This is a genomic window from Nostoc sp. 'Peltigera membranacea cyanobiont' 213 (genome assembly GCF_002245975.1).
Classification (GTDB): Bacteria; Cyanobacteriota; Cyanobacteriia; order Cyanobacteriales; family Nostocaceae; genus Nostoc.
Map to the genome: position 1 here is coordinate 14,943 of NZ_NOLI01000044.1, position 18,839 is coordinate 33,781.

Sequence of the window (18,839 nt, forward strand, 5' to 3'; positions counted from 1 at the left end):
TTTGAGCGTAAATAGTTAAGTTTATTATGACAAGTGCATCTTACATTTTTCTGGCTGGAGCAAGTCGCGGTGTTGGTCGAGAAATTGCCCAATATCTGACAGCGCAACAGCTAAAGGTTAAAGCACTCCTGAGAACAGCAGCAGTTGCTGGCGAACTAGAAAAAATTGGTATTGAGGTAGTTCAGGGAGATGCCTTGAATGTTGGCGATGTAGAACGCGCAATGCTTACAGATGAACCTATTCACACCGTTATCAGTACAATTGGCGGTTTACCATCAGATGTAGAAAGGCCAGATTACCCTGGTAATAAAAATCTGATCGATGCAGCAGTTAAAGCTGGAGTGCAAAAGTTTATTCTTGTGTCTTCCATTGGTACTGGCAATAGTGTTGTTGCTGCGTCACCGCAAGTTTTAGCGGTACTAGGAAAAGTTTTAGCTGAGAAAGACAAAGCTGAACAACACTTAATTGCCAGTGGACTTACCTATACAATTATCCGCCCAGGTGGACTAAAGTCAGAACCAGCAACGGGTAATGGTGTTTTAACGGAAGATCCGCAGATTATTGGTAGCATAAATCGTGCAGATGTCGCGCAGTTAGTTGGTCGTTGTTTAAATAGCCAACGCACCAATAACAAAATTTTGTCAGCAATAGACCGAAATATGCAATTCGGGCAAAGAGAATTTGCAGAATTTAGCTTGGAGTAATTTAGGCCCGCCAGCGAAGTATTTGATCCTTGACAGGGTTCACAAATTCTCGTCCTTCAGCGACAGACCTGGCATACTCACGCTTTAACTGGTAATACCACTGTGCCTGCATATCTGAATCCTTAATCAGTCGCAGCACAGGATTATATTTGAGGCCGATCTGCTGCTTTTCGACAACCGTTCGGTCTTGACCAATAAAAGTCCGCGCCAGCACATGCAGCAGTGGCTTGAAAAATCCTGCCCAAGGAACAGTCCAGTAAAGAGCAAAAGTTACTTCGGTTTCTGTGTCTGAAATAGGTGTAACTGCCGTTAAATTAACGACTCTCTGGTTGCCAATTGTGGTTTCTTCTATTCTGACTCCAGGTAAACGGAAAGAAATCTCCGTTTCTGGTCTACCACCGCCAATCAGCCAGTATAATCGACCCCCATTATCTGGTAATTGATGTCGTCGCATGGTGAAGCCGTAGGACGAAGCATCGAATTGCTTGACTTCTTCGTGCAGTTGTTCGTTTCGCCACCACCAAGCGCGATGAACATAAGGTGAATGGGCAGGGTCCATCAGACCTACCACTGCATGATCTATAAAACAGGGAAATCTCATCACTTCTATGAATTGTGGCGATCGCTCATCAAACCCTGGAATTACCGGAATCTCCATCTCAGAAGCCGGTTTAGGTTTATCGGGATCGGCCATATATATCCAGATATTCCCTTGGGCTTCCCGGATTTCGTAGGATTGTACGTCAAAGCGACTCAAATCCATCTGCTGCTCTTCAACAAGAGATGGAATTGCAGTGCAGCGTCCCGCCGGGTTAAAGCGCCAACCGTGATAGCAACATTCCACTTCCTGACCATCGAATCTACCACAACTCAAAGGCACGGCACGATGAGGACAAATATCTCTCATCGCCGAGACTTTGCCATCTTGTCCTCGAACTAACAGCACCGGTTCATCCAAAAAGATGCGGCTAACCATCATACCTGGCTTGATTTGATTACTAGGCAGAGCATAGTACCAAGTATTACGTAATACAAAGTTATCGTTATTTTTCATCACTAATTGCCTCTGCCTTTGACACAACGAAAGTCCTGGTTTGTGGAAAGGAAGGTTATGTTTAGAAACATTCTTTCAGGTTTTTAATTGCTGTAAGTAAATTTAACTGATGCACTTGTCGATCGCTTTCGTAATTTTATTTTGGGTTATCTGGGATAATTGCAGGTGTGAAGTTGCATTATTCGCCAGATATTTGCACAAATACCGTTCTTTTGCGCGGCCCATCCAACTCAAAAAACAATACAGATTGCCAAGTTCCCAAAGCTAATTTACCATCCACAATGGGAATTATCTCACTAGTGGTCAGCATCATTGCCATTAAGTGAGAGTGAGCATTAATCGGCTCATCTTCTGGGACATCTCTTAAATGCAAGTCATTATGCAAATAACTGTCTGATGCAGGTGCTAATTTTTCCAAGAATATTTTTATATCTTCTAACAATCTGACTTCATTTTCGTTGATAGCTAAGGCTGTTGTTGTGTGTCGAGAGAATACTAAAACTTGTCCATTTTTAATTGATGTTGAAGCCAGAAAATCTTGAATTTGTGGTGTGATATTATGAATATTAATTTTTGGCTGAGTTTCAATTTCAATTAGCTTATTAATAATCGGCATCTGTTCAATTTTATATTCTAAGATTGCAATAGTATGCAGGAGGAATGACTTTTAACTCCTGACTATAGTTTCCAAACCTTGCACTAATCTTTCTATACCTTCTTGGGCTGTCTCTTTTTGCAGCGCCCCATAAGCAACACGCAGGTAGCATCCGTCATCCATACCAAAGGTTGTACCTGGAATAACTGCTACTTTATATTCTTGGATTAGTCTTTTAACTAACTCAAAAGCATCCATCTGGGTATTAACTTTCAGGAAAAAATAGAAAGCCCCATTAGCGGGTGTAATGCTACATAAACCTTGTAGGCGGTTAAGGGAGTCGAGTACTAATTGCCGTACTTGAGCGATTGCACCTATATTACTCTGCAAATACTCCGCTTTTGCTTGCAATGCCCCTAAAGCTGCATATTGGGAAATTACTGGCGGACAAATCAAAATCGTATCCTGGACTTTTTTGATGGCGACAAATAAGTGTTTGGGAATCACCATGTAGCCAATGCGCCAGCTAGCAAAACCGTATGCTTTGGAAAGGCTAAAGAGAGAAATAGTAGACTTGCTATTCCCAAATGCACCAGGAGAAACGTGTTTTACGCCGTTATAGGTAAAGTATTCATAAGCTTCATCGCTGATGTGGTAAATGCCGCGAGTTTCACAAATTTGATTTACTTGGCGCAATGCTGCTTCTGAATAGACAACTCCAGTCGGGTTATTTGGTGAAATTGTCACTACAGCCCGTGTTTTAGGAGTAATTGCTTGAGCGATCGCTTCTTTTCGCAGTTGGTAATTTTCATCCGTCGCCACTAACACTACACGACAACCAGCCATTGCGATCGCCATTTCGTGGTTGAAATAGTAAGGCGTGTTCAGAATAATTTCATCGCCTGGGTTAGTAATTGCAAGAATGGCATTCATAAATCCCATATTGCTCCCTGCTGTCACAACGATGCAATTTTCCTCGTTGATTTCAATACCGTTGAAGGCTTGCAATTTTCCTGCAAGTGCTGTCAGCAACGGCGGAATTCCCTGAACTGATTTGTATAAATTATTAGTGGGTTCAGCGAAAAATTTGGGTAAAAATTCGATGGCTTCCGGTGGTGGGTTGTAAGAAACAACACCCTGTCCTAGAGAGATTGTTCCAGGATAATTTTTAATCAGTTCCCCAACCACAGGAATAATTGGCGACTGTACACCCTGCATACGAGAGGTTAGGGATTCCATATTTCCTTGCCTATGTACTTGGACTTAGTATCTCTTAATGTGGAAGACATGGAAAGTTACTCTGCGATCGACTCCCACAATGGTGCTTGCATCAATGTGGGAGTCTGTCACCAAAATAATTAACCGGATTTACGATTACTCAAAAATTTAGTCAATCGAAATCTGTTGAGGCCCACTTGTTTTGCCATTATGTCTATCTGTTGTGCTGCTGGTATAACTATTTGAGCGAGTCTGTTGATCCAGCCAGCTTTTTACAGGATCGTCCGCAAGATTCAGCCGAAGGACACCAGAGAATAACCCACCCACAAATGAGGCTGGATGCTGGATAAATTCTCTAAATAGAGGTGACAATTCATTAATGAACATAAAAAAACTCCTGGCGGTGCCATAAAAAATTATTACTTCTTAATCGATCGTAACCTGTTGATTAGTATATGGTCGGTGGTAACGAAGTTGCGAACTTTTTGAGCTTCAACTCGAACAAAAAAATTCCCCACTTCTTAAAAAAGTCGGGAATCTGAGCCTGTTGCATCTAACTAGAGTGAATCTATAAACTGCTGTACTTTTTCTAGGAGTGGCTGGTGTTCGATTTGCTCTGCTAACTCTTGAGCATTTTGGTAGCACGATCGCGCCATTTTTTTGCGTCTCGTTGTGGCGTAAAGGGTTCCCATATTCAGTAAAGTTGAAATTTCTCCGAGACTATCGCCCAATTGTTGATAGATCGCAATGGCTTGCTTGTAGAACTTCATTGCTTGGCGATGCTCTGTCAGGGTGCTGTAGGTAAAACCAATGTTGTGAAGGGTTGTAGCCTCCCCAGAGCGATCGCTGATTGCTCGACGTGTCAAAAGAACTTGATGGTAGAGCAATAAGGCTTGTTTAGGTTTTTCTAGCTCGCTATAGATTGAGGCAATATTATTCAAAGTGGTTGCTTCACCAAGCAAATTCTTGACGGCTCGTTGAATTGGCAGTGCTGCTTGAAAAAATTCCAGTGCTTGCTCAAACTTGCCCAAGACATTATAAGCAAACCCAATGCCATTGAGTGTTGTTGCTTCACCAGAAAAATCACCTAACAATCGCCGCATCCTCAAAATTTGGTGTTGTAGCAACAGTGCCCGTTTTGGTTCTTCTAAGCGGGTATAAATTAGCGCGATATCATTAAGAGTAGAAACTTCACCTTGAGTATCTTGCGATCGCCTAAAAATTGGCAGTGCTTTGTCAAAATATTCCAACGCTTGCGAAAAGCGTCCAAGACGGCTGTAAGTAGAACCCAGATTGCTAAGTGCAGTTGCTTTTGCTGGCGCGTTGCCAATTTCAATAGCAACCGAAAGCGCCTGATGAAAGCGTTCTAATGCTCTTTGAGGTTGCCAGCAACTGAGGTGAGCTAAACCGAGATCGTTTAATGTATGACTTTCTCTAGCCCGATCTTGAATTGCTCTAGCCAAATGTAAATTCTTGGTTGCAAGATCGAGAGATTCTTGAAATTTACCGCGCTGGTAGTAGCGGTTTGCTTCATCACGACGTTGTTCCCACTCTTTGACTTGATTTAAAGGTTGCGTCATCTAACCTCAGTTGCATTCTGCGATAAGTAGGCAGGACATCTCTTGGGTATGAACCTCTCTTAGGTTTCCCAAATTTTCACCTTTCTCTTCTATCTTTAGATATAAGACTTATATAGAGAAGTATGCTATCTTGCCATATCTACAGAAATATTTATGAAGCAATTAATACAAATAGAGGGCTGAGGCATGAGTTAGCAGCCTACCGCAGAAGACGTAAACCATTTGAACTTTAGTTCTCAAATCAGGACTAAAGTCCTTACTACGAACTGATTTTCGCTAAAGTTACATTACTTTACATAGTTTGTTTTTTTCAAGTCGTTCTACTTAAGGCTAATAGCTTATTCCAAATTAAATTTGTACAACTTATTTTTATATGATGCCTGATTGCGAAAAATTTAGGCGAGCGCTTTGGGGCTTAAAAAATAATCAAACGCGAAAGGAAAGATTTTTTCGTTGGTTCTTAACCTTCGTTGCGATCGAGAGTAATTTAGATGCGTTTGCCTGGCACTGGCTCCCATTAATCCCCTCCCCGCAAGCGGGGAGGGGAGACAAAGCATAGCTTTGGCGGGGTGGGGTGCAATGACTGTGGAAATCATAACTAATTATGCGGACATGGTATTACTCTATAAGCTCGCCCATATTAAAATCTATTCTTATCCAACCTTTGAGTCTTCGTAAATTGTCGAGAATGAGTAAGGGAATCTGCCAGTGATGTACCATCAGAAAGGGTAAAGGATCGCTCACCTCAAACATTGCTTCTTTCCCCCGTCTGATATTTCTTACCCAGGTTTGCAGTTGCTTAAAATTTCTAATCTCATTCAGCCGCCAAACTTCGTGGTACAGCCAATAGGTTGGCTTACTATCACCAAGAGGCTGCAAAGATTCAGCCAGAGGCTCTTTACCAAGATAGGCATCCGCTACTCCTGGATGATTGTAAAACATCGTAATGGCCGAGTGAGTCCGGGGGTTACACTCAATAGCATAAACAGTTCCGTCTTGTGCTTGGATGAAGTCAAAGGAAAGTTGCCCGGTTTTTCCTAGTTCTTTGGTAAAATGACTCGCCCATTGCATAATTTCTAGCTGATCAACGTTTTCGTAGTTGACTTGAAAGGCGGATGATTCACAGCAGCAGTACATTCGTGACTCTCCATCTCGCGCGGTAGTGTGAGTGCAGTATTCCTTTCCAGGAATGAATTCCTGCATAATCCAGGGATTTTCCTCACTGATGGGCAGACTCTTGACAAATGCTGCTGTTTCTGATTGTGTATCGCAAGGTAGCTTAGTGAGATTCAAGCGACGTATTTGATCGTAGGGGATGCTTTTAAGAATGTATTTACGCTTCTCTTGAGAAAAGTCGAAGTTGAGGACTTGTTCGGGATTGGTAATTTTGAAGGATTTGGGGACAGATAAACCGAACGATCGCGCTGTTTCGGCAAAGGCAAACTTGTCATCCAGGCTCTTTGTGACATCAGCATCGAAGTGGAAAAATTCACAAAAGTCTGGTAATGGTGGCTTGTCGCGATCGTAGTGGATGACGGAAAAAATCGCTACCGGGATAAAAAAGTCGATTTTTTCTGTTTTAGCGATCGCGTGTAGGGTTTCAACGTAGCCTTCTAAGTCTTTGCTTGGATCGGGAACGGTATAAAAACCTGCAACAGAGTTTGAATATTTATTACCACTTGACCAGAATTTCTCAATGTCAATTATAATAACCCGATGCCCAGCAGCATGAAATGAACGCGCTAGCTGAAGCGTTTTAGTCATTCTCGCGCCAGCGATCAAGATATTTTTGGAATTGGGGTTGACAACAATTGGCTTACTGAATGGTTGCTTGAGAAAGTTCCACAGTAGCGAAGTTAAGACAACGGTGCAGTTTAAGGGAAATGCTAACGCCAGTAATACAAGAGTACCCAAGTTTTGGAATACTACAAAAATATGCTTTCTCATAATTATAATTGTTGAGATAATAGTGGAATCATTCGCTTTCCCTACTTACGCAAATAATTTTATAAATCAAATCGAATTGCTCTATCATTTAGGGATTGCAGAGGTAAAGGTTTTATATTTTACGTCTTCTCCAAACTGTATGAGTTTGCCGATGCAAAAATCAATCCTCACCCAGGTTCTTAAGGAACGCAAACTATCGAGTAATAGTAAAGGAATGTGCCAGTGATGTACCATTAAGAAAGGAAGTGGATCGTTAACTTCAAAGATTGCATCTTTTCCTCGCCAAATATTTTTAACCCACTTTTGCAATTGCTTTAACGATCTAATTTCATTAAGTCTCCAAAGTTCATGATAAAGCCAATAAGTGGGCTTACTATTACTCAGAGGTTGCAGAGGTTCAACCGGAGGCTCTTTACTAAGATAGGCATCCGCTAAACCTGGATGGTTGTAATACATTGTAATTGCAGAGTGAGTCCGAGCGTTGCACTCGAGCGCATAAATCGCCCCATCTTCCGCTTGAATGAAGTCAAAAGAGATTTGTCCAGTCAGTTGTAATTCTTTGACAAAATGACTCACCCACTGCTTAATTTTTGGGCGATCGACGTTTTCGTAATTGACTTGAAAAGCAGATGATTTGCAGCAGCAGTGTACTGTTAATTCACCATTTCTCACTGTACTGTGAGTACAGTATTCTGTTCCGGGAATAAACTCTTGCAATATCCAAGGGTTATCTTTACTAATTGGCTTACTTTTAACGTGAAGCGCCATTTTTTCGTGAGACTCCATTGGTAGCTTAGTCAGATCCAAGCGTAAAACAGAGTCATAGACAATAGTTTTGAGAATATATTTGCGCTTTTCGTTGGCAAAATCGAATTTAAGAACTTGCTCTGAATCTGTAATTAGGAAGGTTTTCGGAACAGATAGCGAGAGCGATCGGGCAATTTCTGCAAAGGTAAACTTGTTATCCAGTAGCTTCATTGTATCGGCATCGAAGTGGAAATTCTCGCAACAGCTTGATAACACTGGCTTGCCCTCGGAGTCAAAGTAGCTGCCAGCGAAAATGCCTACCGGAACAAAAAAGTCTATGTTTTCTTTTTTAGCGATCGCACGCACGGCTTGAGTATAGCCTTCTAAATCTTCTTGCGAGTCAGGAACTGTATAAAAGCCAGCCACAGCGTTAGAAAATCGATAACCACTGAACCAGTATTTGTCAAGATCAAATAAAATGACTCGATGCCCAGCAGCGTGAAACGATCGCGCTAGCTGAAGGGTTTTGGTCATTCTACCACCACCGATCAAGATATTTTTGGGATTCTCGTTCAAAACCACTTGCTTGCTTAACGATCGCTTGAAAAAATTCCACAGCAGCAATATGAGTACGACGATGAAGTTGAAGGGAAATACGATCGCCAATAATCCAAGAGTGCCCAAGTTTTGGAACACTGCAAAAATCTGGTTTTTCATAGTTGTAATTATGACATCATACTGGAACCTATCAACCACTGAGGATTGTTTCATCTTCTGTTCATCGCCATATAGAGTAAGCGTTACATTTTACATTCGAGTTCTAAGTTGAAAATAGTTTAATTTGCATCCTCCAAAAAATAAATCTCTTGTGGGGTGGGCATCTTGCCCGCCCTAGCTGTGCAAATTAAATACACGACAGCTTATTACTTGCAGCTAGCGAAAACCTTGTGCTATTCCAATTCAAAAGAAAGCTAAAAAGGTGATTTGCCTGATCGTCACATCGTGCCCAACGCTTCATTGATTGCCGTCAAAAATAACTCATTTAAAGGAATTCCCACTGCGTTTGCTGTAGAGGCAATCACCGCTTTGTGGTCAAAAATACAAAACAACCCGGCTTCTAAGAACCAAGGTTCGCCCTGTGGATCGATTCGGAAGTCAAATAAACTATAATGACGACAGCCCAAAGCCAAATGACACTTCTTAACTTCTTGCTGAACCTTTTGGACGATCGGGTCATTAATATCTACAATCCAACCTGGGACATAATTTTTAGCAGTTGAATCCAAGTCGCCCTCGATTGGTATTTTGAATTTGTCAGTATAGCTGCGGATAGGTCTTACTTTAGGGTCTATCTGATACTCTTCAGGGGGTAAACTGATTACCTCCCCATCTTTGACAATAGCACCGCATCTGACTTCTCGACCGGCTTCAATGAATGTTTCTACGATCACTTCCAAAGCAAATTCAAATGCTTTCTTCAGGGCAGCGTCATACTCACTCTTTTCTCTAACTAAGGACACCCCTAAAGAGTTGTCAGCATTTGCGGGTTTGATGACTGCTGGAGGTGTAATTGTCGGCACGTCTCCTTGGCGAAGCAGTTCTCCACGAGGTACTTTCACCCCTGCCGCTGCGACAATTGCTTTAGTTTTGGCTTTGTGGGCCGTTATTGCCATGACATCTGGAGTATTACCTATGTAAGGGATCTTAAGCAGGTCGAATAGGGCGCGATAATGCGTCATTCCAGGGATACAAAACATTTGTGGCAACATAAGGTCAATGTTTTGCGCTGTTATAAACTGTATAGCCTCTAACAGAGTCATCGGTTTGGCGACAGCTATATCTTCAGGACTCAGAGACGAAGGAAATCGCCACTGGCGATCGGGTGTGATGTATGCAATCAGAAAGTCATAGAGCGATGGATTTGCTGTAGCTAGCAGACAGCTTTGGGCGTAATTGCGTGACAACTCACAGTAAAAATCATTGTATGCAGATCCAACTAAATGAAGGATACGAAGTACTGGCATGATTCATCCTCCATTGATTTTGCCATAAGTCTTTGAAAGTAGGGAAAGATCGGGGAGCAGGGGAGGCAGGGAGAGAAAGAATTGTCCCCTTCTCCCCTTGCTTTTATCCTGCGATTACGCCACGCGTCTAATCAGAGTTATACCATCGCGGATGGGTAACAGAACTTGCTCTACACGAGGATCGGCGGCGACAACACGGTTGAATTGTGCGATCGCTTCACCATTGGCAGTGCGTTGTTCGGGTGGTAAGTAAACTTGTCCCTGCAACAAAGTGTTATCCACGCAGATTAACCCGTCAGGAGCTAGCAAGTCACTATCTAAGATAGTCTGGAAGTACTCTACATACTCCTTTTTATCGGCATCAATGAAGATTAAATCAAATGATTCTTTTCTTGCTGCCAGCTTGTGGAGTGTCTCTAAAGCAGGTGCTACTTCTACAACGATTTTATTACCGTGTGCAGATTCACTAAAGCAAGCTTGAGCAAATTGAGCTACATAAGAGTCAACCTCACAACCGATAAGTTGCCCATCGCTTGGTAGTGCCTCTGCCATTGCCAAGGCTGAATATCCTGTAAACATCCCTACTTCTAGGATGCGCTTTGCCTTGGTCATGTGAACAAACATTTTCAATGTCTGTCCTTCCAAATGCCCTGAGAGCATTTCTTGTTCTAATTGACGCACTGTTTCACCATCGCTGAAACGTTTACTCCAGTCTTCAATGCTTGTTCTTTGCGCCAATGCTGTCAAGGCACTCGATTCTGGAGTGGTGTAATCATCCAGATAGGGATCTAAACCCGCCGCTAATTCAACTCCCTGACGCAGAGAATCTAATATCTCTATGGGGATATTGCTTTCTTCTGCTAATTTCAGAGTTTGCTGTAGCTGGGCTACTAAAATACTGTGTGGCGTTATCGGTCTAGCTGTTTCTCGTCCTAAAACACTTGTCATATCTTCACACCCCCAAGAGTTGAGCTTCTTGACTTTCGATGTAGGCATCAACGCCTTCACCACCACGAGGGTATCTAGCACAAAGATGTTTATGTTCAGCTACGGCAGCATCAAGTTCTTCACGAGTCAAATCGTTGACAAAGAAGCACTCACCAATAGGCCGAGGCATAGCTGCGCGTTGTTTACCGTCTCGCGTCAAGCTTATAGACTCGGTAGCATCCCACAATAAATCCCCATCTAGTAGAGGATGATCTAGTGATAGACCGATGCGACTCATTAAGTCTAGAATGCGATCGCGCTCAAGAGTTGGAATATAGCCTCGTTGTGCTGCAATGGTTGCAGATAAAGCCATATCTATATTGACAGCGTGACCATGATATAGGGGTACGTGAGGCGCTAACTCTAGCGTAGGACTCCAAGTATGTCCGTAGGCTATGACGCGATCGAGGTCGATTTCATGTAAGTTTGGAGTCTCTAACTCCAACATAGTTTTGATTGCTTCGTAGTTAAGTTTATGGGCAATCTCTTTAAGTTCTGGTGTCCCATTCACCTGTCCAAAGTGAGTGGAAAGTAGTTCTTCGCCATATTCGTATAGCATCTCAAACACTTGCGAGTTAGAAACTACAGCGATTTTTACTAACTCTGCCATCCCATTACGAACTTGAGCCGTTGGTAAGGTTTTCAAAAATGAGAAATCGAGGATAACTTTCAAAGGTGCATGATATGCTCCCAAGCGATTTTTTAACTTGCGATGATTAACTGCTACCTTAATCGCTACACCTGCATCGATTAAACCAATTAACGTTGTCGGAACCCGAATGAAGTTACTCTTGCGACGGTAAGCAGCGCAAGCAAACCCAGCCACATCAGTAATTAAACCACCACCAACAACTAAGACAGGTTCCTTACGAACTAAGCCAAAGTCGGAAAAAGCGTCAACAATTTTCTCAAAGCTTTCAAGGCTTTTAGCTGTCTCTGTAATGATGATGGGAAATACTGTCAGATCGATGTCATAGTGCCTAAAATATGACTTGATCTGCTTTCCATAAAGTTCATAAACATTGGCATCAATCACAGTCAGACAGCGACCAAATTTTGCGTAGCTATCTGCTATTTCTCTGTTGTTAATATCAAATGCACCGTTCACATAAACAAGACTAAAATCGATTTTTTCGTAACCTTCCACGTGAAATGCAGTTTCTGTAGCTTCAAAGGATGCTTGAACCTTATTCATGTCTGTTGACCTTTATTGCAAAAAATTGGGATATTTCGGTAATAATTGCGATTTACCTGAATGCACGCCAGCAATAAATTATGCTTTTTATCTTTATTAGATAAAAGTCACTATAAAATTAGCTTTCAATAAAAAGCTAATAACTATTGCTGACTGGCTATGTTATTAAACAACACCACTCATTTGAGTAAATTCTGTATGTGGGTTAACCTTTAATTCGGCATAACCTCAAACTAATCAACTAGTCCCACTAGCAAAATATTGACATAATACTTGCGTGTTTCTTCCGGGATTGTTGATTTTAAATTTGTGAAATACATCTTAATATATATAAGATTTATTCCACTATATTTAAATCTAATGGCTTTCCAACTGTACGATTCCGCAAAAAATCTACCCTAGAAAACTGTTCGTATCGTTGCTCTCCAAGCTTCAATTTGAGATTAGAACCCTGATTAATCGTTAGTTCGCTGTTTTCTAGCATTTGTATCAAACCTTATATCATTAAACTTGTTAGATTGTATTTGCTTCAGAGTGACAGTAGAGTTTTAGGAACTTTATCTACATTTTTACTAACTCCACTATCCACTATGTTTGTCTCTAGCAAATTTCCGACTATTAGACTTTCTAAAACTCCTACTTTAGTAAACTACTGATATTGTCTATTAATTGTCTATCCCTAGGATGACATTTGAGAGTGGAGGGATAATTAATCCTCAGTTCACTGTTTTTTAACAATAGTCTCAAACCATAAAACGGCTAAAAACATACGTAAATCAGTACACTCTATTCAGGATGTCAGTATGATTTATCTTGAATTCAGCCAAGTTAATGCTCAGTATTCAACAAAACCACCTCAGCAACTCTTGAAAACTCAGAATTTAAATATATCTGAGCTAATCGTAATAAAAGTTTAATCTTATTAAGGAACAGTTGTGTGCTAAAACATTTCTAAGTTTGCTTGAATTGCCTTTATAGTGCTAAATTGGGTTATTTTAGCTTAAATCAGCAAATAGCTTACTGATTAGTAACTTAAAAGTACAATACAAATCATAACATTAGAACTATACAAATCATAACATATTTAAATAAATTAAGTCAATCCACCATCGGGAGTGTACTGAGCGACCAAATATTTTTAATAAACCCTGTCTAAAGATAGATATTTTATACAGCAGGTATATCTAAGCTACTTACTAGTAATATGGTGCTTCTCGTTTGTATGCAATGCACTTTGCACTTGGGGAGATGCAACCTCTACTCAGATTGGTGAAAACCTGTTTGAGCAAGTTATGTCTTAGATCCAAGAATCCCCGTGTGTACCCTTCGGGAACGCCAAGGGCGAACACGCCGGGGAGTGTCAAAAGAGCTTCTAAATAATCGGACAGAAATATTGACACGCAAAAAGATCGTCCCACAAAGGTTTCAGCGATCGCGTTGTGAAAAAAAATGGATAAAGTTGAGCTTAGTTGATGGCTGTTAATTTTCTCTCTAGGTCAAATAAGAAGCCGTGGATATACTCTTCAGTCCATTCGGCACCATAGAAGCGTTTAAACATCCCTCGTGCTGGGTCTTTTTCAGCCCGATATCGCAGGTATCGCAGTTGGGCTTGCTCAATGGCCGCTAAATTTTGGGAATCTGTTACAGCTTCCGCTTGCTCTACGAAATCCAGATAAGCTTTTAAATAGTCTTGGAAAGCGGCAAATACCTGAGTTTCTACTACAGCCGTTTCTTGGGGACGAGTCCACAGGAAAGCGGGAGAGAAAAATGGCTGTGCTTCTTCAGGGAAATCTCCTCCCCAAGATAGATGCTGTTGATGAGTATGGAAAATAGGTAGTATTGGTTCTGTATATTTTGCCTGATATGCTAAATCGTCCCGAAATAAAGGCTGCATATCCAAAGCAATTAGGTGTCCTCCTGGCAATGTCACCAAATCTGCCCCAAAAAAGGGTAAATCGTAGTTGAGACGGGGGAAAATCACAAAATTCAGTACTTGCAGCGAATTGCCACCCTGGACATGAGCGGCACGAATTTGCCGTAATTTTCCGGTTTGAAAGGCGTAACTTGTGGTGACAACCTCTTCCTGATTTTTGCCCTTGCCCACAACAGCGCTTTTGGACTCAAACCCAGTGGGAATCGGGTAGGGTTGTAAGTCTAAGCGCGATCGCATGTAGGCGATCGCATAATCCAGAAATGGCTGATAAAGTGTCAAGGTAGCTTCGCTCCAATTCAAAATTCCAACTTCAACCAACGATTATCTTTTGCTGGCAACTGCTAGGGGAACAGCATCTTCAAATAAGAACTCATGGAGAAAGCGCTCTGACCATTCATGACCAAAATAACTGCTAAACAAACCAGATGCTGGATCTCGGTCTGCACTATATTGGTCATAGTCTTTTTGAGCTTTAACAATCCGTTGGATATCTTCAGGATCTTGAAGCGCTTGGGCATCTGCTAGCATTTGCCAATACAAGTTTAAATAATCCTGAAAAGCTTCAAACACTCGCGTTGCAACTGTTTCAGGATCGGTTTTGGCAAACAATAGGTACTTAGAGAAATACTGATTAGCATCGTAAAACTTCATTTCTAAGTTTTGTGCCAAATCCGGGTATTTATTATGGAGATATTTTAGCGGAGCTATATATTTGTTTTGATAATCTTCATCCTGGAATAAAGGCTGAAAGTCAAGCACAATCAAGTTTTTGACTTTACCAAAGGATAAAAAATCAATCCCTAGCAGAGGTAAATCGTAGTGATGACTAGGATAAATCACGCTGTTAAAAATTTGGGCGCTTTCTCCGGCATCAATATAGGTATAGCGAATTTTCCGCAACTCTTGAGATTGGTAACACCAACTCTGAATGGTTGCAGGGTTTCTGCCGCGATCGCTAACTTTGAATTCCAAACCAGGGGGAATGACCCTACTTTGTAAATCAAAGCGCTGAAATAGCTCTTTTTCTAAAAATTCCAGGAAAGGCTTATACATAGAGCATTACTTATTAACCCTTGCATGAAAATAAATGATGTCAAACATGCACGTCTCATTTATGAGAAACAAAGCAACATTCCTTAATGGGGAATTGGGAAGAGACAGAGAGGAAAGAGGTAATTTTCTATTCTCCCCCCTGCTCCCCTGCCCCCTACCTCGCATCATTCCGACCGATCATTTGCTCTAGCAGTTCTTGGGAAACACAACGACGTTCAGAACAATAAGTCATTAAGTTGATACCGTTCATCATTCGCACGGTACTGACTCTGACACGAAAATCATCCGTAATAAACCAACAACGTTCTTGACCTTGGTTATTGTCATAGTCAGTATCAATCGTCAGTACTCCATCATCGGCAAACTGATATCGGCTCACGACGGGAATGCTCTCAACATAGCCCTGGTTGCGAATCAGTTTTCCAGAACGCCTCGTTTCGTCGGGAACATCAACCAAAATGGCAGCATTATCTGTATTCGGTAGCCTGGTATCTAGGTTAGCCTGCCATGCAAAACTAGCACCGCCTGTTGCTTTGCTAGGGTCTATCCCTTGGGCTTTACAGACTTCTTGGACTTTCGGATCGTTCTTTTCTATAACTTGAATAATCAAATTCGACTCCCCCGACTCATCGGCTGCTGAGTCAAAATGATGAACGGAGCGTTCCGTAAACCATGTACCCTCGCTTTTACGGAAAAAGTCGATCATTGACAAAGGCGGTATTAGATGCATCTGTTTTAAAACCTCGTTTTATCAAATTTTGGCGTTCTTGAGTACTGACTAATAAGATGAAGTCCCGATTTCGCTAAAGTGTAGAATAACTCCAAAAGTTATATTTTTATCAACTGATGACAAATAGTGAAATTCAACTTATTACAAGCGTTCGCCCAAGTCCACCTCCAGAAATCTTAAAAGCCCTTAAAGGTGGAATCCCTGTGGATAGGGTCGATTTGTACCAATTCAATCTCAGGGAAGTCGATTTCCAACAAGCTAACTTGAGCAAAGCCAAGTTACTAGGAGCCGATCTCAGGGATGTAGTTTTGAGTAATGTTGATTTGAGTGGGGCAGATTTGCGAGGCGCTAATCTGCAAGGAGCGGATTTGAGTGGGGCTAATTTGCAAGGTGCTTATTTAAATCGTGCTAACCTCCAACAAGCAAATCTCAGTGGCGCAAATTTGGAGGGAGCCAAACTGCAAGTAGCGCGTTATGATACACAAACGAAATGGCCCCAAGAATATAACTACAAAACTTCGGGCGCGGTGGGGCCGGGTGCTAATCTTAATGGTGCTTTTCTCAATACAGCTTCTTTGCGAAACGCAGATTTACAAGGTGCTAATCTGCGTGGAGCCTACTTGAGTGGTGCTGACTTGACGGGAGCAAATTTGCAAGGTGCAGCTTTAAGTGGCGCTGACCTGACAAAAGCTTATTTAACTGGGGCGTGCTTGCGGAATGCTCGATTGACAGGAGCCGATTTGCGGGATGCAGACCTACGAGCAACTGACCTCTGTGACGCAGAGATGGAGCATCTTCAAAGTATTGCTGGGGCAGATTTTACTTTAGCCCAAGGACTCACAGAAGCAACTCAAGCCATGCTTAAAAGCCGTCCATATTCCGAACTCGACGCTTGGAACGCCTACACTCGCACAACAACTCGTGAGAGTTTGAATGCTTTACCAATACAGGGCTGAGTTGTGAGTTTGGAGTTATGAGTCATAAAGGCTGCCAGTTCTTTTTTAGGAGTGCTAAAAATGTAGCGTATCCTTCAGAAAAACCTGGCGGGTCGGGTAGAACATATTGTGGAAATTCTTTATACGATCGCCAGGGTTCCGAAGCATTATGCCGCAAATGTAAAGCACATTCTGAGGAACCTGGTAGTCGCCAAGTCATTTGACCAGTTGGTATATCAGTCACAAATGCCTCCTCATCTCGAAAAAGTTGATCTTTTATTCCAGATTTTGGCAGATTACCCGGATATTTTGGTCAAATTTAAGGTAAAATAATATATCAGCTATTGTTCAAATGAGTTCGATCGCAATATTCCGCACAAATCCACATCGCGATTAGGGCAACAAATCTTCTAAAGCAGCGCCGACAACCCGATGCTCTTCATCCTTTCTGAGTTGGTTTAGGGCTGCTTTGGCTTCCGGCTCGTCAAATCGTTTGAGGGCATAGCTAACTCGGACGCGCATCCGCCAAGATTCATCATTCACTAAGGTTAGTATTTGGGATAGTGCCGCACTATGTTGGCTAGAATTAGCTAGTAAGCCGAGTCCATCAACAGAGGATTCCTGAACTGTGAAATCTTCATCTTTCAAACCCTGGACGCAGATATCAAATAGTTCTTCGGGACAATCCATTTCCGCGATCGCAGCTAAAATGCTTCGCTTAACTAGCCAGTGGTCATCCTGATAAAATGCCATAACTAGATGAGAAACTGCGACTCTACCAAATAGCGATAAAGAATTTGCCGCTTCAGCCCGCACGTTGGGAGTATCATCAAACTTCATAATTTGCATCAAAGCAGCAAAGGATTCTGCTGATTGTTGATTACCCAAACCCCTAGCGACAAAAGAACGCACTAAAAATTCTGAGTCATGAAGTTTAGTCGTTAGCAGAGGAACTGCAACTTCTGATTCATAATCATTAAGGGCTGCGATCGCCTTCAGACGATAGTGAAAATCTGGGTTCTTCAGTTCAGTTTGGATTTGATGGATTTCCATAAGTGCATTTGGTAGAGCTATCTTTACTTTATTTTACAGATGTCAAAAAATGGCGATCGCATTTGGGAAGATTTAACTCAATGCCTAATGCCCTAAATCAATGACTCAATTAAGCGAAACCGTCAAAGAATTAATAGTCAAAGCAAGAATTATCAGCTTTGCTAAGTGGGAACAGTCCCATTCAAAAACAGCGATCGCCATATTCCAAGCTGCGGATGATGCTTTCCGTTATCTGAGCGATGAAGACTTGTCACAGATTACAACCTTATCACCCAATAATTCTGAGTTGATTCCTGTTGCTCAATTGTTACGCGATCGCGCCACCGAAATTGTTGATGAAGCTAGAGAGCAGGTTTTAGCAACCTATCCTGAGATTATCCAGCCTGGAGGTGGTCTTTATCCGCCTGAACGCGCCCAAGCTTGTTGGCGAGATTTTTGGCATTTTCTCCGTTGTATTACATACAGCATCGTAAGTGGACACACTGAGTATACAAATCCCACAGGACTGCACTATATGAACTTGCTCTATCAGGAATTACAAGTTCCATTAGATGCCATGCTCTTAGGCTTAAAAAGCATCAAGGCTGCTAGTTTGAAACCCCTTCCAGCCCATCAGCAGGAAACTCTTGCTCCCTATTTTGACCATTTGATCGGCCAACTAGCTACTTTCCAAATTCGATAAGGTTTCCAAATTCGAGAAGGTTTTTAGTAAGGGAACTCCAAATACTAAAAACAAGCTGAGACTTCTCTCAAGTATTATCTAACTTAATAAATTTTAATAAATATGGTTTCAGCATCGTATCAGAATGTATGAAGGCATTAAGGGACTTCCAAATAAAAAAATACTCAACTACTTCTTGTGGGGTGGGCAACATGAGCGCCCATATACAAAGGCGGGCAAGATGCCCACCCCACAAGATTGGGTAATTTATTTATTGGAAGTCCCTAAGGATGTAGAAACTGAAATCATCAAGGCTAATAAGGATTTAAAGTCTCCATGACCTATCCTTCATCACAACGATGTAAAGTTTTTTAACATCTGCTGAATATCCTTCTCATAAAATTTAGTTGTTAACTGGGAGAT

General features: G+C 41.7%; 20 protein-coding genes. 4 read left to right on the forward strand and 16 right to left on the reverse strand.

Annotation, left to right across the window (positions count from 1 at the left end; genetic code table 11):
- Positions 1 to 26 precede the first annotated feature (26 nt).
- Positions 27 to 704 (forward strand): SDR family oxidoreductase, encoded by a 678-nt coding sequence (locus CDG77_RS14445; protein WP_094330052.1) that lies wholly within the window; start codon positions 27 to 29, stop codon positions 702 to 704.
- 1 nt (position 705) lies between these two features.
- On the opposite strand, the gene CDG77_RS14450 is transcribed toward CDG77_RS14445, so the two are convergent.
- The 14 genes from CDG77_RS14450 to CDG77_RS14515 form a co-directional block, all read right to left on the reverse strand.
- Entirely contained in the window at positions 706 to 1,758 is a 1,053-nt protein-coding gene (locus CDG77_RS14450; RefSeq protein ID WP_094330053.1) for an aromatic ring-hydroxylating oxygenase subunit alpha, read from the reverse strand.
- Between the two features lie 178 nt (positions 1,759 to 1,936).
- Positions 1,937 to 2,374 carry a secondary thiamine-phosphate synthase enzyme YjbQ gene (locus CDG77_RS14455; RefSeq protein ID WP_094330054.1) on the reverse strand — a complete coding sequence of 146 codons (438 nt, stop codon included), beginning with the start codon at positions 2,372 to 2,374 and terminating at the stop codon, positions 1,937 to 1,939.
- Positions 2,375 to 2,425: 51 nt separating this feature from the next.
- On the reverse strand, positions 2,426 to 3,592 hold the full coding sequence (locus tag CDG77_RS14460; protein WP_094330055.1) for a pyridoxal phosphate-dependent aminotransferase: 1,167 nt from the start codon (positions 3,590 to 3,592) through the stop codon (positions 2,426 to 2,428).
- Between the two features lie 147 nt (positions 3,593 to 3,739).
- A complete protein-coding gene (locus CDG77_RS14465; RefSeq protein ID WP_094330056.1) occupies positions 3,740 to 3,958 on the reverse strand; it encodes a hypothetical protein in 219 nt (72 codons plus the stop codon).
- A gap of 170 nt (positions 3,959 to 4,128) precedes the next feature.
- Positions 4,129 to 5,151, reverse strand: a complete 1,023-nt coding sequence (locus tag CDG77_RS14470) for a tetratricopeptide repeat protein (protein ID WP_094330057.1) — start codon at positions 5,149 to 5,151, stop codon at positions 4,129 to 4,131.
- Between the two features lie 618 nt (positions 5,152 to 5,769).
- Positions 5,770 to 7,098 carry an ATP-grasp enzyme gene (locus CDG77_RS14480; protein ID WP_094330059.1) on the reverse strand — a complete coding sequence of 443 codons (1,329 nt, stop codon included), beginning with the start codon at positions 7,096 to 7,098 and terminating at the stop codon, positions 5,770 to 5,772.
- A gap of 84 nt (positions 7,099 to 7,182) precedes the next feature.
- On the reverse strand, positions 7,183 to 8,616 hold the full coding sequence (locus CDG77_RS14485) for an ATP-grasp enzyme (RefSeq protein ID WP_442946420.1): 1,434 nt from the start codon (positions 8,614 to 8,616) through the stop codon (positions 7,183 to 7,185).
- A 224-nt stretch (positions 8,617 to 8,840) separates the two neighbouring features.
- Complete coding sequence (locus CDG77_RS14490; RefSeq protein WP_094330061.1) at positions 8,841 to 9,869, reverse strand: D-alanine--D-alanine ligase family protein; 1,029 nt, start codon at positions 9,867 to 9,869, stop codon at positions 8,841 to 8,843.
- Positions 9,870 to 9,983: 114 nt separating this feature from the next.
- Entirely contained in the window at positions 9,984 to 10,817 is an 834-nt protein-coding gene (locus tag CDG77_RS14495) for an O-methyltransferase (RefSeq protein WP_094330062.1), read from the reverse strand.
- A gap of 4 nt (positions 10,818 to 10,821) precedes the next feature.
- On the reverse strand, positions 10,822 to 12,051 hold the full coding sequence (locus CDG77_RS14500) for a sedoheptulose 7-phosphate cyclase (protein WP_094330063.1): 1,230 nt from the start codon (positions 12,049 to 12,051) through the stop codon (positions 10,822 to 10,824).
- Positions 12,052 to 12,388: 337 nt separating this feature from the next.
- On the reverse strand, positions 12,389 to 12,535 hold the full coding sequence (locus CDG77_RS36515) for a hypothetical protein (protein ID WP_190233980.1): 147 nt from the start codon (positions 12,533 to 12,535) through the stop codon (positions 12,389 to 12,391).
- 981 nt (positions 12,536 to 13,516) lie between these two features.
- Positions 13,517 to 14,263 (reverse strand): phycoerythrobilin:ferredoxin oxidoreductase, encoded by a 747-nt coding sequence (locus CDG77_RS14505; RefSeq protein ID WP_094330083.1) that lies wholly within the window; start codon positions 14,261 to 14,263, stop codon positions 13,517 to 13,519.
- A 42-nt stretch (positions 14,264 to 14,305) separates the two neighbouring features.
- On the reverse strand, positions 14,306 to 15,037 hold the full coding sequence (locus CDG77_RS14510) for a 15,16-dihydrobiliverdin:ferredoxin oxidoreductase (protein ID WP_094330064.1): 732 nt from the start codon (positions 15,035 to 15,037) through the stop codon (positions 14,306 to 14,308).
- 154 nt (positions 15,038 to 15,191) lie between these two features.
- Positions 15,192 to 15,767: a phycobiliprotein lyase gene (locus CDG77_RS14515; protein WP_094330065.1), complete on the reverse strand. Its 576-nt coding sequence runs from the start codon at positions 15,765 to 15,767 to the stop codon at positions 15,192 to 15,194.
- Positions 15,768 to 15,883: 116 nt separating this feature from the next.
- On the opposite strand from CDG77_RS14515, the gene CDG77_RS14520 reads away from it, so the two are divergent.
- Positions 15,884 to 16,723, forward strand: a complete 840-nt coding sequence (locus CDG77_RS14520; protein ID WP_094330066.1) for a pentapeptide repeat-containing protein — start codon at positions 15,884 to 15,886, stop codon at positions 16,721 to 16,723.
- Between the two features lie 22 nt (positions 16,724 to 16,745).
- On the opposite strand, the gene CDG77_RS14525 is transcribed toward CDG77_RS14520, so the two are convergent.
- Both CDG77_RS14525 and CDG77_RS14530 read right to left on the reverse strand, forming a co-directional pair.
- Positions 16,746 to 16,946, reverse strand: coding sequence for a hypothetical protein (locus tag CDG77_RS14525; protein WP_094330067.1), 201 nt, complete (start codon positions 16,944 to 16,946; stop codon positions 16,746 to 16,748).
- Between the two features lie 149 nt (positions 16,947 to 17,095).
- Positions 17,096 to 17,755 carry a HEAT repeat domain-containing protein gene (locus CDG77_RS14530; RefSeq protein ID WP_094330068.1) on the reverse strand — a complete coding sequence of 220 codons (660 nt, stop codon included), beginning with the start codon at positions 17,753 to 17,755 and terminating at the stop codon, positions 17,096 to 17,098.
- Positions 17,756 to 17,855: 100 nt separating this feature from the next.
- Here CDG77_RS14530 and CDG77_RS14535 point away from each other — a divergent pair, with 100 nt between their 5' ends.
- Entirely contained in the window at positions 17,856 to 18,437 is a 582-nt protein-coding gene (locus tag CDG77_RS14535; RefSeq protein WP_094330069.1) for a phycobilisome protein, read from the forward strand.
- Positions 18,438 to 18,561: 124 nt separating this feature from the next.
- The gene (locus CDG77_RS37600; protein ID WP_094330070.1) at positions 18,562 to 18,756 is read left to right on the forward strand and encodes a hypothetical protein; all 195 of its coding nucleotides are present in this window, start codon (positions 18,562 to 18,564) and stop codon (positions 18,754 to 18,756) included.
- Positions 18,757 to 18,839: the final 83 nt, after the last annotated feature.

Bases quoted from the DNA above. Each gene is read 5' to 3' on its own strand.
- CDG77_RS14445 (WP_094330052.1), top strand. From the start codon at position 27: ATGACAAGTGCATCTTACATTTTTCTGGCTGGAGCAAGTCGCGGTGTT.
- CDG77_RS14450 (WP_094330053.1), bottom strand. From the start codon at position 1,758: ATGAAAAATAACGATAACTTTGTATTACGTAATACTTGGTACTATGCT.
- CDG77_RS14455 (WP_094330054.1), bottom strand. From the start codon at position 2,374: ATGCCGATTATTAATAAGCTAATTGAAATTGAAACTCAGCCAAAAATT.
- CDG77_RS14460 (WP_094330055.1), bottom strand. From the start codon at position 3,592: ATGGAATCCCTAACCTCTCGTATGCAGGGTGTACAGTCGCCAATTATT.
- CDG77_RS14465 (WP_094330056.1), bottom strand. From the start codon at position 3,958: ATGTTCATTAATGAATTGTCACCTCTATTTAGAGAATTTATCCAGCAT.
- CDG77_RS14470 (WP_094330057.1), bottom strand. From the start codon at position 5,151: ATGACGCAACCTTTAAATCAAGTCAAAGAGTGGGAACAACGTCGTGAT.
- CDG77_RS14480 (WP_094330059.1), bottom strand. From the start codon at position 7,098: ATGAGAAAGCATATTTTTGTAGTATTCCAAAACTTGGGTACTCTTGTA.
- CDG77_RS14485 (WP_442946420.1), bottom strand. From the start codon at position 8,616: ATGAAACAATCCTCAGTGGTTGATAGGTTCCAGTATGATGTCATAATT.
- CDG77_RS14490 (WP_094330061.1), bottom strand. From the start codon at position 9,869: ATGCCAGTACTTCGTATCCTTCATTTAGTTGGATCTGCATACAATGAT.
- CDG77_RS14495 (WP_094330062.1), bottom strand. From the start codon at position 10,817: ATGACAAGTGTTTTAGGACGAGAAACAGCTAGACCGATAACGCCACAC.
- CDG77_RS14500 (WP_094330063.1), bottom strand. From the start codon at position 12,051: ATGAATAAGGTTCAAGCATCCTTTGAAGCTACAGAAACTGCATTTCAC.
- CDG77_RS36515 (WP_190233980.1), bottom strand. From the start codon at position 12,535: ATGCTAGAAAACAGCGAACTAACGATTAATCAGGGTTCTAATCTCAAA.
- CDG77_RS14510 (WP_094330064.1), bottom strand. From the start codon at position 15,037: ATGTATAAGCCTTTCCTGGAATTTTTAGAAAAAGAGCTATTTCAGCGC.
- CDG77_RS14515 (WP_094330065.1), bottom strand. From the start codon at position 15,767: ATGCATCTAATACCGCCTTTGTCAATGATCGACTTTTTCCGTAAAAGC.
- CDG77_RS14520 (WP_094330066.1), top strand. From the start codon at position 15,884: ATGACAAATAGTGAAATTCAACTTATTACAAGCGTTCGCCCAAGTCCA.
- CDG77_RS14530 (WP_094330068.1), bottom strand. From the start codon at position 17,755: ATGGAAATCCATCAAATCCAAACTGAACTGAAGAACCCAGATTTTCAC.
- CDG77_RS14535 (WP_094330069.1), top strand. From the start codon at position 17,856: ATGACTCAATTAAGCGAAACCGTCAAAGAATTAATAGTCAAAGCAAGA.
- CDG77_RS37600 (WP_094330070.1), top strand. From the start codon at position 18,562: ATGTATGAAGGCATTAAGGGACTTCCAAATAAAAAAATACTCAACTAC.